This window comes from Dickeya poaceiphila (assembly GCF_007858975.2).
Lineage (GTDB): Bacteria > Pseudomonadota > Gammaproteobacteria > Enterobacterales > Enterobacteriaceae > Dickeya > Dickeya poaceiphila.
In genome coordinates, this window is sequence record NZ_CP042220.2 from 3,396,147 (window position 1) to 3,413,263 (window position 17,117).

At 48.8% G+C, this 17,117-nt stretch carries 19 protein-coding genes, 4 tRNA genes and 1 other annotated feature; of the genes, 6 read left to right on the forward strand and 17 right to left on the reverse strand.

What is annotated here, in order from left to right; genetic code table 11:
• The first annotated feature begins 10 nt into the window (after window positions 1-10).
• Window positions 11-346: a ribosome-associated translation inhibitor RaiA gene (gene raiA / locus Dpoa569_RS15165; RefSeq protein WP_042872270.1), complete on the forward strand. Its 336-nt coding sequence runs from the start codon at window positions 11-13 to the stop codon at window positions 344-346.
• 255 nt (window positions 347-601) lie between these two features.
• On the opposite strand, the gene Dpoa569_RS15170 is transcribed toward raiA, so the two are convergent.
• Window positions 602-1,708: an ABC transporter substrate-binding protein gene (locus Dpoa569_RS15170; RefSeq protein ID WP_042872271.1), complete on the reverse strand. Its 1,107-nt coding sequence runs from the start codon at window positions 1,706-1,708 to the stop codon at window positions 602-604.
• A 255-nt stretch (window positions 1,709-1,963) separates the two neighbouring features.
• Window positions 1,964-2,089, forward strand: a sequence feature (Phe leader region).
• 22 nt (window positions 2,090-2,111) lie between these two features.
• On the opposite strand from Dpoa569_RS15170, the gene pheA reads away from it, so the two are divergent.
• Window positions 2,112-3,269, forward strand: coding sequence for a bifunctional chorismate mutase/prephenate dehydratase (pheA, locus tag Dpoa569_RS15175; RefSeq protein ID WP_042872273.1), 1,158 nt, complete (start codon window positions 2,112-2,114; stop codon window positions 3,267-3,269).
• Between the two features lie 96 nt (window positions 3,270-3,365).
• Here pheA and tyrA read toward each other — a convergent pair whose 3' ends face one another.
• Together tyrA and Dpoa569_RS15185 are read right to left on the reverse strand one after the other, a co-directional pair.
• Window positions 3,366-4,487, reverse strand: a complete 1,122-nt coding sequence (tyrA, locus tag Dpoa569_RS15180; protein ID WP_042872275.1) for a bifunctional chorismate mutase/prephenate dehydrogenase — start codon at window positions 4,485-4,487, stop codon at window positions 3,366-3,368.
• 12 nt (window positions 4,488-4,499) lie between these two features.
• Window positions 4,500-5,564: a 3-deoxy-7-phosphoheptulonate synthase gene (locus Dpoa569_RS15185; RefSeq protein ID WP_042872277.1), complete on the reverse strand. Its 1,065-nt coding sequence runs from the start codon at window positions 5,562-5,564 to the stop codon at window positions 4,500-4,502.
• Between the two features lie 549 nt (window positions 5,565-6,113).
• Here Dpoa569_RS15185 and Dpoa569_RS15190 point away from each other — a divergent pair.
• The 3 genes from Dpoa569_RS15190 (at window position 6,114) to Dpoa569_RS15195 (ending at window position 7,778) form a co-directional block, all read left to right on the forward strand.
• Window positions 6,114-6,365, forward strand: a complete 252-nt coding sequence (locus Dpoa569_RS15190; protein ID WP_227983225.1) for a hypothetical protein — start codon at window positions 6,114-6,116, stop codon at window positions 6,363-6,365.
• Entirely contained in the window at window positions 6,304-6,483 is a 180-nt protein-coding gene (locus tag Dpoa569_RS19630; protein WP_227983214.1) for a DUF2799 domain-containing protein, read from the forward strand. Before Dpoa569_RS15190 ends, Dpoa569_RS19630 begins: the two co-directional genes overlap by 62 nt.
• Window positions 6,484-6,827: 344 nt before the next feature.
• On the forward strand, window positions 6,828-7,778 hold the full coding sequence (locus Dpoa569_RS15195) for a class I SAM-dependent methyltransferase (protein WP_146411511.1): 951 nt from the start codon (window positions 6,828-6,830) through the stop codon (window positions 7,776-7,778).
• A gap of 76 nt (window positions 7,779-7,854) precedes the next feature.
• Here the strand turns inward: Dpoa569_RS15195 and rplS are convergent, their stop codons facing one another.
• The 5 genes from rplS to ffh all read right to left on the reverse strand — a co-directional run bounded on the left by rplS (window position 7,855) and on the right by ffh (window position 11,401).
• Entirely contained in the window at window positions 7,855-8,202 is a 348-nt protein-coding gene (gene rplS / locus Dpoa569_RS15200) for a 50S ribosomal protein L19 (protein ID WP_012768745.1), read from the reverse strand.
• 63 nt (window positions 8,203-8,265) lie between these two features.
• Window positions 8,266-9,021 carry a tRNA (guanosine(37)-N1)-methyltransferase TrmD gene (trmD, locus tag Dpoa569_RS15205; protein WP_042872278.1) on the reverse strand — a complete coding sequence of 252 codons (756 nt, stop codon included), beginning with the start codon at window positions 9,019-9,021 and terminating at the stop codon, window positions 8,266-8,268.
• 37 nt (window positions 9,022-9,058) lie between these two features.
• Window positions 9,059-9,607, reverse strand: coding sequence for a ribosome maturation factor RimM (rimM, locus tag Dpoa569_RS15210; RefSeq protein WP_042872280.1), 549 nt, complete (start codon window positions 9,605-9,607; stop codon window positions 9,059-9,061).
• A 24-nt stretch (window positions 9,608-9,631) separates the two neighbouring features.
• Window positions 9,632-9,880 (reverse strand): 30S ribosomal protein S16, encoded by a 249-nt coding sequence (gene rpsP / locus Dpoa569_RS15215; protein WP_012885817.1) that lies wholly within the window; start codon window positions 9,878-9,880, stop codon window positions 9,632-9,634.
• A gap of 159 nt (window positions 9,881-10,039) precedes the next feature.
• On the reverse strand, window positions 10,040-11,401 hold the full coding sequence (gene ffh, locus Dpoa569_RS15220) for a signal recognition particle protein (protein WP_042872284.1): 1,362 nt from the start codon (window positions 11,399-11,401) through the stop codon (window positions 10,040-10,042).
• Window positions 11,402-11,573: 172 nt separating this feature from the next.
• Between ffh and Dpoa569_RS15225 the strand changes: the two genes are divergently transcribed.
• The gene (locus tag Dpoa569_RS15225; RefSeq protein ID WP_042872286.1) at window positions 11,574-12,368 is read left to right on the forward strand and encodes a cytochrome C assembly family protein; all 795 of its coding nucleotides are present in this window, start codon (window positions 11,574-11,576) and stop codon (window positions 12,366-12,368) included.
• Window positions 12,369-12,469: 101 nt separating this feature from the next.
• Here the strand turns inward: Dpoa569_RS15225 and luxS are convergent, their stop codons facing one another.
• From luxS to csrA, 9 genes are all read right to left on the reverse strand, one after another.
• On the reverse strand, window positions 12,470-12,985 hold the full coding sequence (gene luxS, locus Dpoa569_RS15230; protein WP_042872288.1) for an S-ribosylhomocysteine lyase: 516 nt from the start codon (window positions 12,983-12,985) through the stop codon (window positions 12,470-12,472).
• Window positions 12,986-13,160: 175 nt separating this feature from the next.
• Entirely contained in the window at window positions 13,161-14,714 is a 1,554-nt protein-coding gene (gene gshA, locus Dpoa569_RS15235; protein WP_042872290.1) for a glutamate--cysteine ligase, read from the reverse strand.
• A gap of 80 nt (window positions 14,715-14,794) precedes the next feature.
• Window positions 14,795-15,223, reverse strand: a complete 429-nt coding sequence (locus tag Dpoa569_RS15240; protein ID WP_042872292.1) for a YqaA family protein — start codon at window positions 15,221-15,223, stop codon at window positions 14,795-14,797.
• The gene (yqaB, locus tag Dpoa569_RS15245; protein ID WP_042872294.1) at window positions 15,220-15,786 is read right to left on the reverse strand and encodes a fructose-1-phosphate/6-phosphogluconate phosphatase; all 567 of its coding nucleotides are present in this window, start codon (window positions 15,784-15,786) and stop codon (window positions 15,220-15,222) included. The genes Dpoa569_RS15240 and yqaB overlap by 4 nt, the downstream gene beginning before the upstream one ends.
• A 182-nt stretch (window positions 15,787-15,968) precedes the next feature.
• Window positions 15,969-16,045: transfer RNA gene (locus Dpoa569_RS15250), tRNA-Arg, on the reverse strand.
• 57 nt (window positions 16,046-16,102) lie between these two features.
• Window positions 16,103-16,179, reverse strand: a tRNA-Arg gene (locus Dpoa569_RS15255).
• A gap of 78 nt (window positions 16,180-16,257) precedes the next feature.
• Window positions 16,258-16,334, reverse strand: a tRNA-Arg gene (locus tag Dpoa569_RS15260).
• A gap of 7 nt (window positions 16,335-16,341) precedes the next feature.
• Window positions 16,342-16,434: transfer RNA gene (locus Dpoa569_RS15265), tRNA-Ser, on the reverse strand.
• A gap of 308 nt (window positions 16,435-16,742) precedes the next feature.
• Window positions 16,743-16,928 carry a carbon storage regulator CsrA gene (gene csrA / locus Dpoa569_RS15270; RefSeq protein WP_005972168.1) on the reverse strand — a complete coding sequence of 62 codons (186 nt, stop codon included), beginning with the start codon at window positions 16,926-16,928 and terminating at the stop codon, window positions 16,743-16,745.
• Window positions 16,929-17,117 lie beyond the last annotated feature (189 nt).

Below are 17,117 nucleotides of genomic sequence, written 5' to 3' on the forward strand. Positions count from 1 at the left end.
GTAAGTTTTTATGACTATCAACATTACCAGCAAGCAAATGGATATTACCCCCGCAATACGTCAGCATGTCGAAGACCGTCTCACCAAACTGGATAAATGGCAGGTTCAGTTAATTAATCCGCATATTATCCTGTCCAAAGAACCGCAAGGTTTTGTGGCAGACGCCACCATTAGCACGCCTAACGGCCCACTGGTGGCCAGCGCCAAACACGAAGATATGTATGCTGCCGTCAATGAACTGATCGCAAAACTAGAACGGCAGTTGAATAAAGTCCAGCACAAGGGTGAAGCCCGCCGTGCCGACACTGGTATCAAAGATGTAAACTTGCAGGCTTCAGAGGAATAACAAGGGCACGATAACGAAATCACCATTTCTTTTATTGTTGGTGAAAAATTCTGTACGTTGCCTGGAACAAGCCGTGGAACCTGAAGGGCTTGTCATAAATAAAAACAGGCATGGAAGGTGGCGAGCTACTTAGTGTTCCACTAAAAGTAAGTTCGCGCTTCTATGCCTGATTCTCAAGTTCTGGCACAAACTCTTCAGCCAGCCCCTACATTTTATCCACCCTTCAAGATGTCTTGACGGCTCCTTAGACCATGGTTAAGGTTTTTCCAGTGAAATGGCGAAGGTGCCCTGCGGAACCACCGGCAGATATTTACGGTAATAATCGAGGTAATTTTTTACCGGATCAACATTCTGGAACAACTCAGGGTAGAGCGATTTAGCAATAAACTGCACCATGGCAAAATCAGACAATGTGCGCGAAGCGCCCTGATACACAGCGAACACCCGGTTATTTTTCACTGCCGGAAAATCTGCCCAACCAGCACGTTGAGTGAACCCACGCAGTTTCGCTTCAGAATCTACCTTGCTCACACCAACACCCATTGGCAAGGCATCAGCCACTTTATTATCTTCTCGACCAGAGAAGAAAACCGCATCCGGCTTGCTGTTCAGTACTTGCTCTGGGTTGAGTATTCCCCACAATTTAATGTAGGGTGCAGCAATATTGTCTCCACCGGCCAAATCCAGCATCGATCCCCACATGTTCTGGCCATAAGTAAAGGAGTATTCAGACGGGCCACGGTTACCGAATTCAAAGTACACTTTGGGTTTCGGTTTATGGGCTGCAGCAATACGCGCTTGTACAGCTTCGATACTACTTTGATAAAAATGAGCTATCTCGTTGGCACGCTCATTATTTCCGGTCAATTGGCCAAAGATTTGCGTCGATTTCACATGCAGAGCTACCGTCTGGGCGTTGTAATCCACCACAACGACGGGAATGTGTAGTTGTTCAAGCGTTGAAACTTCAGCTTTCAGCGCCTGGTATTGCCAGCTAGCCAGGATTACCACGTCAGGATTCAGGCTAATTAATTTCTCAATCGAAACGTTATGCAGGTCAACTTCGCCAATATCAGGCAGCGTCGCCAGAGAAGGGCGATGCTTTACATACATGTCCCAGTTGGCAGGCACTTTGCCACGCCAGGCTTCACGTGAGATGCCAACGACATGATCAAAAGCTTTGTCGCCACCAACCGCCATGTAGTCTTCAAAATAAAAACCCAGTATGGCGCGCTTAACCGGTACATCGACAGTAACATTACGACCGGCAGCATCATTAATCGTGACGTGTGCGGCAATTGACGCACTGCTAATGACAGATAAACCGAGTAACACTATAGCCCTGAAAATACTGAACAACATCTTGCCCTCTCTATATTAAACTGCCTAACGCCACACACCAATAAAGGCGAATAAAAATAATAAAAATTCTCATTAAACACCAGAAATATAAATTCAGAGAGACAGCAACGCCGCTGGACGTACTTTTTATATCGGCCATTATGTACACGGCCAGGCAGGTAATTCCCACATCACTCACCACTGCCGGCGATTTTGTGTTGACAGGATGAAAAGGCAACCGTTACCTTAAAAGCATTAACAATAAGGATTTGGTGATATGATGTCGCAACTGTTCTTCTTCGTATTTTTCTTTACTCTCCCCACCGCGGGGGCCGTTTTGTCGTGTGAGTAAGAATACGAAGACGAACAAAAAAGCCCCCTAACCAAGGGGGCTTTTTTATTGGACAGCAAACAGGTACATACCATGACCGATAATCCACTACTGGCGCTGCGCGAACGCATTACCGCGCTGGATATACAACTGCTCGAATTGTTGGCGCAACGGCGGGAACTGGCGCTGGATGTGGCGCGAGCCAAACAGCACTCTCATCGTCCTATTCGCGATAAAGAACGTGAGCGGGATTTACTGTCCCGGTTGGCTGAAGAAGGTAAAAAACGGCAACTCGACGGCCATTATATTACTCGACTGTTCCAGTTGATTATCGAAGACTCCGTTCTAACCCAGCAGGCGTTACTGCAGCAACATCTTAACTCTGGCGGACTTCACTCCGCCCGCGTCGCTTTTCTCGGCCCGAAAGGCTCTTACTCACACTTAGCCGCACGCCAATACGCCGCTCGCCATTTTGATCATATTGTTGAATGTGGCTGCCAACGCTTTCAGGATATTGTCAGTCTGGTGGAAACCGGTCAGGCGGATTACGCAGTGCTGCCGATAGAGAATACCAGTTCAGGTTCAATCAACGATGTTTACGACTTGTTGCAGTATACTGGATTATCTATCGTCGGTGAGTTGACTACACCTATTGATCATTGCGTACTGGTGGCCATGGATACACAACTGGACCAGATCCAGACTGTTTACAGCCACCCCCAGCCCTTTCAGCAATGTAGTAATTTTATCAACCGATTCCCGCACTGGAAAATCGAGTATTGTGAAAGTACTGCTGCCGCCATGGCAAAAGTAGCTGAACTCAACTCACCTCATGCGGCAGCACTGGGCAGCGAAGCAGGCGGAATGCTTTACCAGTTGCAGGTGTTGGAACATAACCTGGCTAATCAAACGCAAAACATCACACGATTTATCGTCCTGGCGCGTAAACCAATCGAAGTAACAGAGCAAGTTCCAGCTAAAACCACCTTGATCATGGCAACCGGGCAACAATCTGGTGCGCTGGTGGAAGCGCTGTTGGTCCTACGCGAACACGGCATCGTGATGACGAAACTCGAATCAAGGCCGATAAACGGCAATCCATGGGAAGAGATGTTTTATATCGATGTGCAGGCCAATCTGCGCAATGACAATACCCGCAAGGCACTGCACGGGCTGGCCGCTATTACCCGGTCACTCAAAGTATTGGGTTGTTACCCCAGCGAAAATGTGGTGCCAGTCGAGCCGTCATAACGGTGTCATGCCAGGTAGCTCCAAGCCACATAACCCATTATTTATAATTAAAAAAAACCACCATCATCAGGATGGTGGCTTGTAAACAGACCGGCGTTACTGTCGGATATCGTTTGCCTGACGCAGCAAAGTACGGCTTTCCGCCATAAATCGCCGGGAATAATCGCCAAACCAGTGTTCGACTTTCTTGAAGCTGCTGACGAAGGCAGCTTTATCTCCCGCCTCCAGCAATGAAATTGCTTCGCCAAAACGCTGGTAGTAACGCTTGATCAACGCAAGATTGTTGCCAGAAGACATGATGATATCAGCATAAAGCTGGGGGTCTTGCGCAAATAAGCGCCCCACCATCGCCAGTTCAAGACGGTATATCGGCGAAGAAAGTGCCAGTAACTGTTCCAACTGCACATTCTCTTCCGCCAGATGCAGGCCATAAGCAAAGGTTGCAAAATGGCGCAATGCCTGAATAAATGCCATATTCTGGTCATGTTCTACGGCGCTGGATCGATGCAGCCTGGCTCCCCACACCTGAATCTGCTCCAGCAGCCACTGATAAGCTTCCGGCTGACGTCCATCGCAATATACAACGACTTGTTTCGCCAGACTGCCGATATCCGGGCCAAACATCGGGTGCAGACCCAACACCGGACCATGATGCGCCGCCAGCATTGCCTGTAACGGGCCATTCTTGACAGACGCCAGATCAACCAGAATACAATCATCAGGCAATCGAGGCAGACGCGCAATGACCTGTTCAGTTATATGGATCGGGACACTCACAATCACCATGCCAGCATCAGCCAGCAGAGTTTCCGCTTGTGGCCAGTCATCTTGCTCCAGAATACGGACCTGATAGCCGGACAGCGTCAACATCCTGTCAAACAGACGCCCCATCTGTCCACGCCCCCCAACGATCACAATCGGACGCAATGATGGCGAAAGCGTTTTAAACCCTTTGTCATTCTCACTGGTGTAAGACTCCCGCATCACCCGACGCAGAACATCCTCGATCAAATCCGGGGGAACGCCTAATGTTTCGGCCTCTTTGCGTCGTGAACTCAGCATTGCTGCTTCTCGATCAGGTGCATAAATTGGCAAACCATAGCGACTCTTCACCTCACCAACTTCCGCCACCAGGCGTAGCCGACGTGACAACAGTGCCAATAATGCTTTATCTACCTCATCTATCTGATCACGCAATGCGGTCAGTTCAGCGACCATCTGTTTTTCTCCTCACTGATTGGCGCTTCGTGCGCCCAGTTCATGATGAACCGAACGCAACAATGTCTCTGTACTTTCCCAACTGATACAAGCATCCGTCACCGACACCCCGTAACGCATATCTGCGCGAGGTTGTTCGGAAGACTGATTACCTTCGTGGATATGGCTCTCCAGCATCAGCCCAATAATAGAACGGTTACCAGACTTGATCTGCTCAATCACGGACTCCACCACCAGCGGCTGCCGACGGTAGTCTTTGTTGGAATTGCCGTGGCTACAATCTATCATCAGCGCTGGATTCAGTCCTGCATCGCGCATCTGTTTTTCACATTCGGCTACGTCTTGCGCGCTGTAGTTCGGCGTTTTTCCCCCACGCAGGATTACGTGACCATCTGGGTTTCCCTGAGTTTGCAATAAACAAACCTGACCGCTCTGGTTGATACCAACAAAACGATGAGGCGTTGATGCGGCTTTCATGGCATTGATAGCGGTTCCCAGGCTACCGTCAGTACCGTTCTTAAATCCCACCGGCATAGACAACCCAGAGGCCATTTCACGGTGAGTCTGGGATTCGGTGGTTCTGGCACCGATAGCAGACCAACTGAACAAATCTCCCAGGTATTGCGGGCTATTGGGATCTAACGCCTCGGTCGCCAGCGGTAGGCCCATATTCACCAGCTTCAGCAGCAAATCACGGGCGATGTGCAGCCCCGCTTCCATATCAAAGGAACCATCCATATAGGGATCATTGATCAGCCCCTTCCAACCAACAGTGGTACGAGGTTTCTCAAAGTAGACACGCATGACAATGTACAACCGATCGCTCAATTCGGCTGACAAGGATTGCAGACGACGCGCATAGTCCAGTGCAGCATCCGTATCATGAATAGAACAGGGGCCACACACCACCAGAAGACGCTTGTCGTTGCCATGAATAATGTCAGCAATAGTTTTACGCGATAGGGCAATCGCCCGCTGTTCCGGCTCATTGAGCGGAAATTTGGCTTTCAGGTCGTCTGGAGTGATAAGAACCTGTTCAGCACTGATATTAATGTTATTGAGCGTGTCTTTTTGCATGATGGTGATCCTGTTTGTTCCTTTGGTATATAAGGGAGCGATCGTCATTACCAGTAACTGGTCTCACCTTAACACATTGACCGTAAATTTTTCAAGCCATAAGTGTAAAGTTAAAATTACTACCACAAAAAAACACTAAACCACAACGCAGATACGCCACACCCAACAGCCCCACGTGCGCTGGATGTTACAGTAAGAAACAGTAGCCACTCACTCCCCGAAAAGAGACGAAGGGCTGTAAATTGGGAATACGTTGCATACCAGATGTTGTTATCAGTGATATTTGTCATCACCAGTAAACACATGCAACTGGTTTATCGTGAACACGTCATTGATTAACCCATTGAAACCGCTGGGTATGTACCGAACAATAAAGTGTAAATAAAAATATACAAACCATTACCACATGCCAGAAATAATGCTCCTCACAAACCAGACTGAAAATTTCGAGTAGTCGCAGTTGGCTATATGAAATCATTAAAGAAAAAGCAAAGAATTGCGTAATATGAGTGGTATTTCTTCATCCAGAAGGTGTGGTCAGGTTTAATCATGAGAAACGGTATTGTACTAATGGGATTGTTGCTTCTTACCGGATGCCAACCTGTTTCGTTAACGACAGCAACTAAAAATGAGCAGAATTTCTGGTATGAGGCAGGATATAAAGACGCTACCAGTGGCCTTATCGTCAAAGATAACGAAACACTTTCAGAATGGTTCGGCAACCTGGATGTTGATCGTCATGCTTACTCTGGATGGATACCGGGCTGGTCAAATCGAGTGGTGTCACTACGACAACATTGAAGCCTGGGGGCGAACGGGAAAACCCTTTCCACCTAGTTGTGATGGTGTCAATGACGCAGAAACATTGAAAAATGTATGGCAGCGAGCCGCGGATGAATTGTCTGGCAGGTCGTCTTGATAATTCCTTTTCTCTCTCCATATCACATTGATCAGCATCAGATTATCCTTTACAAACTGTCTACAATTCCCTTTGCCCGTCATCCAGGTGCTCTAATAATCGGACTCCCTGGATATACGATCTATTTTATTACCTGCTGATACAACTTTCGGACAAATCCCCCACCGACAACAATAAACAACATTATATAATAACGATAAAAAACTATAACGATAAGCAACAAAACACTAGTGCAAAATGGAAATGGAATCGGGCGCGCACATTCATCTTGCATTGCCGTCATTGCCTTGGTCGGATATTCACCGCTTTTATTCACGTAATAAGCTGGCAAACAGGACCTCATCATGAAAAATACATCTCTGCATTCTGGACAAGGGCAGTTGCTATCGCATCAATTACACTCCCCGGATGATCACTACGCTACGCTCAATGCTGTCAGAACTAGAATCCAGCAGGCAGGCGATCTTCCCGGCGCGACAGTGGAAGAGCAAATCGCGATTGCAGAAGAACTGGCGACGTTCGAACTGGGGCAATTTTTGCTAGCACACCGTGGGTTAAATGCCTACTGGACCCACAATCTGGTTACCTACCCATCCGCTACTGCAACGTTGTCATCCCATAGTGATTTGGAAAAATTGATCTATGAGAGATTCCCTGTCGTACTGGTCACGCGTGAACGGTTTTGTATTTTCCGCCAGCAATTGCAATCGCGTTTGTATGATGGAATGGTACTGGCATCAGTTCCCTGCGGGCTGATGGGTGATTTATTGTTGTTGGATTATTCTCACCATCAGGATGTACGACTAATCGGCGTAGATTTGGATAATCAGGCGCTGGAAGCAGCTGAGTCACTAGCAAGACAGCAACATTGTGATAATCGCATCACGCTACTGCAGGGTGATGCCTGGACATTGCAACTGCCAGAACCGGTAGATGTTCTCACCAGTAACGGACTGAACATTTATGAGCCGGATGATGACAAAGTCACTGATCTTTATCGAGTATTCAATCAAGCCCTGAAACCAGAGGGAACGCTGATCACCAGCTTTCTGACACCGCCCCCCATGCTATCAGCAGAGTCACCCTGGCGAGTTACCGAAGAAGAACAGCGCTTACTTCCCTTACAACACCTGCTGTTTTCACGCATTCTGGAAGTAAAGTGGACCGCGTTTCGTATCTACAGTCAGACACAACACCAACTGGAACAAGCTGGATTTTGCGACATACATTTTATTGATGACCGGATGCGCATGTACCCTACCGTGATCGCCCGGAAAACGAAAAACGTCGCGTAACGCATATAACGCATCCAAGAAAAAGGGGCGGCAAGTGCCACCCCTTATCGCTTTCGGATGTTGCGAAAGCGGATGCTTAGTTAAGACGCTCTTTGATACGAGCAGACTTACCAGCACGCTCACGCAGGTAGTACAGTTTGGCTTTACGCACAGCACCACGGCGCTTAACGGTAATGCTGTCCACTACCGGAGAGTGCGTCTGGAATACGCGCTCTACGCCTTCGCCGTTGGAAATCTTGCGAACAGTGAATGCAGAGTGCAGACCGCGGTTACGAATTGCGATAACCACGCCCTCGAATGCCTGCAGACGTTTTTTGGAACCTTCAACGACCCATACCTTCACTTCCACGGTGTCACCCGGACGGAATGCAGGTACGTCTTGCTTCATCTGCTCTTGTTCAAGCTGTTTGATAATATTGCTCATAATATGTCTCTTACCCTAGGTAAACTGATATTTGGGTTCGCCCGGCACTACCGCAGCGCCCCCCTAATACTCATGTTGTTCAGACTGATATTCCTGTTGGAATTCCCTCAACAACGTTGCTTGCTCGTCAGTCAGAGCTAGGCTTTTCAGAAGTTCAGGTCTTCTAAGCCAGGTTCGGCCCAGCGACTGCTTCAAACGCCAGCGGCGTATTTCCGCATGATTGCCCGACAGTAACACTGCCGGCACATCCATACCTTCCAACACTTCAGGTCGGGTGTAGTGAGGACAATCCAACAATCCATCAGCAAAAGAATCTTCTTGTGCTGAAGCTTCATGACCCAGTACGCCAGGAATAAACCGGGCTACCGAATCAATCAGCGTCATTGCTGGCAGTTCGCCACCACTGAGAACGTAATCGCCGATTGACCATTCTTCGTCAATTTCGGTTTTGATGACACGCTCATCAATGCCCTCGTACCTTCCGCAAACCAGAATCATCTTCTGATGTGCGGCGAGTTGACGTACGCCTTGCTGATCCAGTTTGCGACCCTGCGGTGACAGATAAATCACCCGAGCCCCTTCGCCTGCCGCTGCTTTCGCTGCATGAATGGCATCCCGTAAGGGCTGCACCATCATCAACATACCAGGACCGCCGCCATAAGGGCGGTCATCCACAGTACGATGTCGATCGTAAGTGAAGTCACGAGGACTCCAGTACTGTACGCTCAGCAGGCCATTTTTAACTGCCCGGCCTGTGACTCCATAATCAGTAATGGCGCGGAACATCTCAGGAAACAGGCTAATCACCCCAATCCACATATATCGTTCCACTCATTAACTACAGACTTTACAGAGTTCAAAAACCAGGATCCCAGTCTACTTCAATACGATGTGTAGACAGGTCAACGTGCTTAATAACCTGTTCAGTCAGAAACGGGATCAACCGTTCCTTGACTCCGTAAGCATCTTTCAGGTTGGCTCTCACCACCAGAACGTCATTAGAACCGGTTTCCATCATGTCAGTGACTTTTCCCAGCTCATAGCCACCTACGGTGACAACGTCGCAGCCAATCAGGTCCTTCCAGTAATAATCCCCATCATCCAGCTCAGGCAACTGGGTCGAATCTACGACAATCTCGCAATTGGTCAATAAATTCGCCGCATCCCGATCATCAATATCTTTAATCTTAATGACCAGATCCTGATTATGGTGCCGCCAGCTCTCGATCTCGATCAATTGCCACAGCCCATTATTCTGGATGAACCAGGGTTGATAATCAAAAATGCTTTCGGCGTTTTCGGTGGATGAAAACACTCTGAGCCAACCTTTAATGCCGTATGTAGACCCCATTTTCCCCAATATAACCGGGTTAACCGGGACTTTCGGGCTGAGTTGCTTGCTCATTACCATTACCACCACCGCAACAGATTATGCTGCTTTTTTAGCATCTTTGATCAACGCAGAAACGCGATCAGAAACGGTAGCGCCCTGACCAACCCAGTGCTCGATACGGTCAAGATCCAGACGCAGAGCTTCTGCTTTACCGGTAGCGATCGGGTTGAAGAAACCTACGCGTTCAATGAAACGACCGTCGCGCGCATTGCGGCTATCGGTCACAACGACTTGATAGAACGGGCGTTTTTTAGCGCCGCCACGTGCCAAACGAATTGTTACCATAACATCCTCTTTAGTTAATAAAACAACCGGGCCCCATCGAGGAACGGGGCCCAGTGTCATATAAAAAGCCCGAAGATTTTACTCATTTTGGTGCAAAAAGCAATCTAAAACCGTGCATTCACACCACCGACTTTTCTGCCGGGGTCACATTTCCCCGACTTACCGACCCGGAAAACCTGGCGGCATCATCCCTTTCATGCCACGCATCATTTTTGCCAGACCGCCATTCTTCATCTTTTTCATCATGCGCTGCATATCATCAAACTGCTTTAGCAGCCGGTTGACGTCCTGTACTTGCATACCCGAACCCATCGCGATGCGGCGCTTACGAGAACCTTTGATGATTTCAGGCTTAGCACGCTCTTGCAACGTCATGGAATTGATGATCGCTTCCATACGCACCAACACCTTGTCATCCATCTGCGATTTTACGTTATCGGGAATCTGCCCCATGCCCGGCAATTTGCTCATCATGCTGGCCATACCGCCCATGTTGCGCATCTGTTTAAGTTGATCCAGAAAATCGGTCAGGTCAAAACCATCGCCTTTTTTAAGCTTTTTGGCCAACTTCTCGGCCTGAGAACGATCAACCTTACTTTCAAGTTCCTCAATCAGCGAGAGCACATCGCCCATACCGAGAATGCGCGAGGCAATACGGTCCGGATAGAAAGGCTCCAGCGCGTCGGTTTTCTCACCAACACCTAAAAACTTGATCGGTTTACCCGTGATATGACGGATGGACAGTGCCGCACCACCGCGGGAATCACCATCGATTTTTGTCAGAATCACCCCGGTCAACGGCAACGCTTCGTTAAATGCTTTCGCAGTATTCGCAGCATCCTGGCCGGTCATGGCGTCAACAACAAACAGTGTTTCCACCGGATTAATAGAGGCATGAACCTGCTTGATTTCATCCATCATGACGTCATCGACATGCAGACGACCAGCGGTATCCACCAGCAGAACATCATAGAATTTCAGTTTGGCGTGCTGTAACGCACGGTTAACGATATCGATAGGTTTTTCATGCACTTGCGAGGGGAAAAAATCGACACCGACGGTCTGTGCCAGCGTTTCCAGCTGTTTGATAGCAGCAGGGCGATACACGTCCGCCGACACGACCAACACTTTCTTCTTCTGCTTTTCACGCAGGAACTTACCTAACTTACCCACGCTGGTGGTTTTACCTGCCCCTTGCAGACCCGCCATGAGCACCACTGCCGGCGGCTGGGCAGCCAGATTGAGCGCCTGATTGACCTCGCCCATGGCGGCAACCAGTTCATTCTGGACAATCTTGACGAATTCCTGGCCCGGCGTCAGGCTCTTGTTGACGTCATGGCCCACAGCTTGTTCTTTGACCCGGTTGATGAAATCACGCACCACGGGCAACGCCACGTCCGCTTCCAGCAACGCCATGCGCACTTCACGTAACGTATCCTTGATATTGTCTTCAGTCAGCCGCCCACGTCCGCTGATATTGCGCAGAGTGCGCGACAGTCGATCGGTTAAATTTTCAAACATATCTCATGCCCAATGTGAAACTGGCCGCTATCGCGACGCGAATAACGGGGAGTATAACACGAAAGCCAGACCAATCTGCGCGCTCCGGCGCGGATAACTGGTTGGTGGCGGTGGCGACTAAAGCTATACTGATCCTTCATTTTACTCAGTTGATATTGAATAACCCATCGCTATGTCTGTCTTCGCCATTGTAGCTTTAGCGGCCTATTTCCTCAGTCTGGGACTGATCATCCCAAGCCTGGTGCGAAAAAACGGAGCCTACCGCCGTCTGGCGGTGGTATCCGCCATACTTGCCCTGACCTGCCATGCAGTGGCCTTGTATCAGCGTATCTTCGATGTGCAGGTCGGGCAAAATTTGAGTCTGTTGAATATGGGTTCGTTGATAAGCCTGATTATGTGCACAGTGATGACTATCGTGGCATCACGTAATCGTGGCTGGTTTCTGCTGCCCGTCGTCTATACCTTTGCATTGATTAATCTGGCATTTGCCAGTTTTATGCCGGGAGAGTTTATTACCCACCTCGAAGCCATGCCGGGCCTGATGGTGCATATCGGTCTGGCGTTATTTGCTTACGCCACACTGATGATTGCGGCGTTATATGCGCTGCAACTGGCGCTGCTGGATTACATGCTGAAAACCAAGAAACTGGGATTTGCCGCCGACATGCCGCCGTTGCTGGGTATAGAACGCAAAATGTTCCACATTACCCAAATTGGCGTCATTCTGCTGACGCTGACGCTGTGCACTGGGCTTATCTACATGAACGATTTGCTCAGCAATAAAGAGAATCTGCATAAAGCACTGTTCTCCCTGCTGGCCTGGTTTGTCTACATTCTGTTGCTCTGGGGACACTACCACGAAGGCTGGCGTGGACGCCGGGTGGTGTGGTTCAACCTTATTGGCGCGCTGCTGCTGACGCTCTCCTACTTCGGCAGCCGGGTCATTCAGCATTTTCTGGCGCATTGACAACGCTCCGACAGTAGATTTTACGAAAACTGGATTTTACGGGCATAAAAAAGAGAGCGTCGCTCTCTTTTTTACAGCCCTAAACGTCAGCATCTCATTAGTCAGATATGCAACTCTGCCAGCTTATCTTTCGGCAACGCCAGCTCGTCGTTTTTATTGACCAAAACATCATGTTCCAGAATGTGGCGAGCAATATCCTGCGCTTCAGTCAGGGAGTGCATTTCATAGGTACCGCATTGATATTCGTTCAACTCCGGGATCTTACGCTGGTCGGTAACCTTCAGCACATCTGCCATAGCCGCTTTCCAGGCATCGGCCACACGTTGCTCTGCCGGCGTCCCAATCAGACTCATGTAGAACCCTGTACGGCATCCCATCGGCGAGATATCGATAATTTCTACACCATCACCATTGAGGTGATCACGCATAAAACCGGCAAACAGGTGTTCCAGAGTATGAATACCACGTTCTGGCATAATCTCATGATTAGGGCGACAGAAACGCAGGTCAAACACGGTAATCGTATCACCATGAGGGGTTGTCATGGTTTTGGCCACCCGAACGGCAGGAGCAGCCATACGAGTGTGATCGACAGTAAAACTATCTAGTAATGGCATGTTGCCACCTCCTCATGAAAAAAATTATTTCTTGTTTCCAGGAAACTTTTCTTACCAGTACCGGTCTTAATACATGAAAGACGCGCATTTATTATCATCATCCCTATTATCAGAGATGTTTCTTTGGTCACCCGATGAAAATCGGGTGACCTTTTCTTTTATATTGGCACTAGCCTCACTGTCTGGACAGATAGGCATCAAAACTCAACGTATCTTCCGACTCCAGTTGACGCTGGCGCTGCCATGAGCGCTCGCACTCAGCGGCAAACTGGGCTTCAGACAAAATCTCCAGCGGCTCTTGCAACAATTGCTCGCGGTATTGCCCAGACAGTTGGAGCCCAACACCACCGCTGCCATGCTCCAGCATCATCGCCAGTACCTGGGCCGAGAACGTCTTGTTCGGGTCATCGAACCCGTCCACTAGTTGATTACAAACCTGCTGATAGTAAGGCTTAGCTTGCCCGTGATCCAACAACTGCGCAACATACCGCAAGTCAGCAAACAACGCACGCCCGACTTCTGCAATCGGCTGGCGCGCGGTTTCACAGCCCATTCCTATCGTCTGCCCCGGTTTACGCCCTTCCAGAATCACCCTATTCCAGTTTTTGCGTGTACAGAGCAACTCAGCTTCACTCATTTCCGGCGCATCGGCCAACGCACACCAAATCAGGAACAGATCGAGGAACCGAACCTGTTCCGCGCTGACGCCAATAGCCGAAAACGGATTAATATCCAGCGAACGAACTTCGATATATTCAATACCACCACGCAACAGTGCATCAGATGGCGACTCTCCCATACGGATGACACGCTTGGGCCGAATCGGCGCATACAATTCGTTTTCAATCTGCAACACGTTGGTATTCAGTTGTAGATAACGGCCATCTTTCTTGAGACCAATCTCAGCATACTCTTGCGAAGGGGTGCGGATCGCTTTTTTCAGTGCCGAAACATACGTCTCCAGACTGTTGAAGGTAATGCCAAGATTACTCTGCGACTTATTGGTGTACCCCAAATCGCTCAGACGTAATGACGTAGCATACGGCAAATAGAGCATCCCTTTTTCAGAACGCTCAAACGGCAGGTGAGTGTCTTTACCCTGCAGGAAAGATGAGCAGATTGCCGGAGAGGCGCCAAACAGATACGGGATCACCCAACCGAACCGATAGTAGTTACGAATCAGTTGAAAGTATCCGGCAGATATCGCTTCCTTGCCGCTGATAGCATCAGTAATACCATCACGGGCCTGCCAAAATGACAACGGTAGCGAAAAGTTATAATGCACACCGGAAATGGTCTGCATCAATGCGCCATACCGATTCTTCAACCCTTCACGGTATAGTGTTTTGAAACGGCCAATATTCGACGAGCCATATTGCGCAAGCTCGATGTTCTGCCCTGCTTCAATAAAACAAGGCATACTCAGCGGCCACATGCGCTCATCACCCAGATGGCGGGCGACATAACGATGAATATCACGCAAAAAAGCGAGAAGGTGATCAATATCCTTGTCAACCGGCGTAATGAATTCCAGCAGCGTCTCAGCGAAATCCGTAGTAATCCAGGGATGGGTCAACGCCGCCCCTAGCTTCTCTGGATGCCCTGTTGTCGCCAGATGTCCATTTGCCATCACACGCAGTGTTTCACGCTCAATACCACGCTGGATCCCTGCTATAGACTGAGGATGTTTTTCCAGCCAGGACAGCGCTTTTGATACGTCCGGGATCAAATTGACCTCCAGCTATGAAGATATAGTCATGTTAATAAGAATGATGGATGCTATATGGGGACAACAATCGTGATTACAACTCACCCGGTTCCCATCGTCCATTTCAGTGTCACGACAGCCAAGATCAGGTAGCGCAACGTTTTTCCAATAAAAATACAGATTACTGAACCCGCCCATGGCATCCGCAGCCATCCCGCCAATACACACAATATATCGCCGACTATCGGCACCCAGCTAAATAATAACGCCGCCGTACCGTAACGCTGCAGCCAGCAACGCGCGGTGTCTAAGCCTTTTTGCGGTTTGAGTTCAGGGACCAGACGCCCAACAATAATATTGGTAACTCCTCCTAACGTATTACCGATAGAAGCAATCAAAATCAGTAATAAAGGGCTGGCACTGTGGGTCAATAGTAACGATACCAATACAACTTCAGAGCTGCCCGGCAGCAGCGTCGCGCTCAGAAAACTACTCCAGAACAAAGAAAACAGCGCCAGAGACTCATTCACAGCGTTCTTACGTCAATCACGTCCATACCAGCGCTGGCAGCAGCACGAATGCCAAAATCAGCGTCTTCAAACACCACGCAATGTTCGGGAACCACATGGATTAATGCTGCACAACGCAGGAACGTATCCGGGAAGGGTTTATGTCGCAGAACATCATCAGCACCAACTAGTGCAGAGAAATAATCACGCAAGCCAAGATGGCGCAGCAAACGCTCAGCCAGGCCATGTGTACTTCCAGTACCAACAGCCATCGGACGACGCCCATAATAAGCTTTGACGACCTCGATTAACGGCAGAGGCTGTACGGTATCCATTAGAATGGTTTCAGTCAGTGACGCTTTTTCTGCTGCCAAGACATGCGGATCAAGGTCCGACTGGTTGTGATTAAGAATTACCTCGGCGATACGCCAGGTCGGCGCACCATTTAGTGCCGTCATGGCATTGTTGTCATAACTCATACCATACTTTGCCAGTACCTGCTGCCATGCCTGACAATGGGCCGACTCCGTATCGAGGATAGTTCCATCCATGTCAAAGATGAGGCCTTGATAGCGATCGTACATCATGACTCCGTACCCACCGAAAGAGACGACTACTTTAACGCAAAGTCAAAACGTTGTCGCTTACTCAATAACCATAATAAAAACAGTAGAATATAAACATAGAGCAGTGGAAAGGCATTGATTTTATATTACGAAATAACAGAGTAGAGGCAGGAAGGATTAAGACGATACGAAAACCAAGATGGTGCATCCGGGAGGATTCGAACCTCCGACCGCTCGGTTCGTAGCCGAGTACTCTATCCAGCTGAGCTACGGATGCATTGTAGAAACAATCAAGAATATAAATTTACAACAAGAGGAAACCGCATCAGGAGAATGGTGCATCCGGGAGGATTCGAACCTCCGACCGCTCGGTTCGTAGCCGAGTACTCTATCCAGCTGAGCTACGGATGCATTTCAAGTAATGACTGAAAACGTTTCTTAAATTGTATTACCGACAATAGTCACTGCCATAAAACGCGCTACATTAAATGGTGCATCCGGGAGGATTCGAACCTCCGACCGCTCGGTTCGTAGCCGAGTACTCTATCCAGCTGAGCTACGGATGCAATTTAATGGCGGTGAGGGAGGGATTCGAACCCTCGATGCAGCTTTTGACCGCATACTCCCTTAGCAGGGGAGCGCCTTCAGCCTCTCGGCCACCTCACCGTACCGACTAGTAATCACTGAATTTTACTTTTATTCAGCGCTCACCTGTCTGCGTGGCGCACATATTACTTTCCCGGCCTTATAAGTCAAACAATTTTTCCGATATCAGTTCCGTTTGAACACTTCGCACCCAACAAGAACAGATTAACAACAAAAAGCCTGCTTTATCACTCATAAAACAACCAGTTACTTCTGTTCACCGTAGCAATGCACCAGGTGACCATTTACTGGTCAAAAAAGGAAACTCAGGGAGCCGACGAAAACAGCAGAACAACAACAGCGCCTCGCCAACACGAGACGCTATTCAGTCAGTAGGAGGTGGGTTGAGATTTCTCTGCCTGGATACGCTGGTAGATCTCTTCACGATGTACAGACACTTCTTTCGGCGCATTCACACCGATACGAACCTGATTGCCCTTTACTCCTAGTACGGTAACCGTAACCTCATCGCCAATCATGAGGGTTTCGCCAACTCGACGAGTTAAAATAAGCATTCTTTGCTCCTTGAAAGATTATAAAGAGTCAGGTCACTCCATTCTCCCGTCATTATCCATCATGGGCGGGGAAAACGTAAACCTGGATGACAAAAATGTCTCATCATCGCACTCATTGTTTGTTACTAATGTTCAGTTTAGTCGATATAAGACAGCTTGCGCTTTTTGTTATCACAACCAGACATCGCC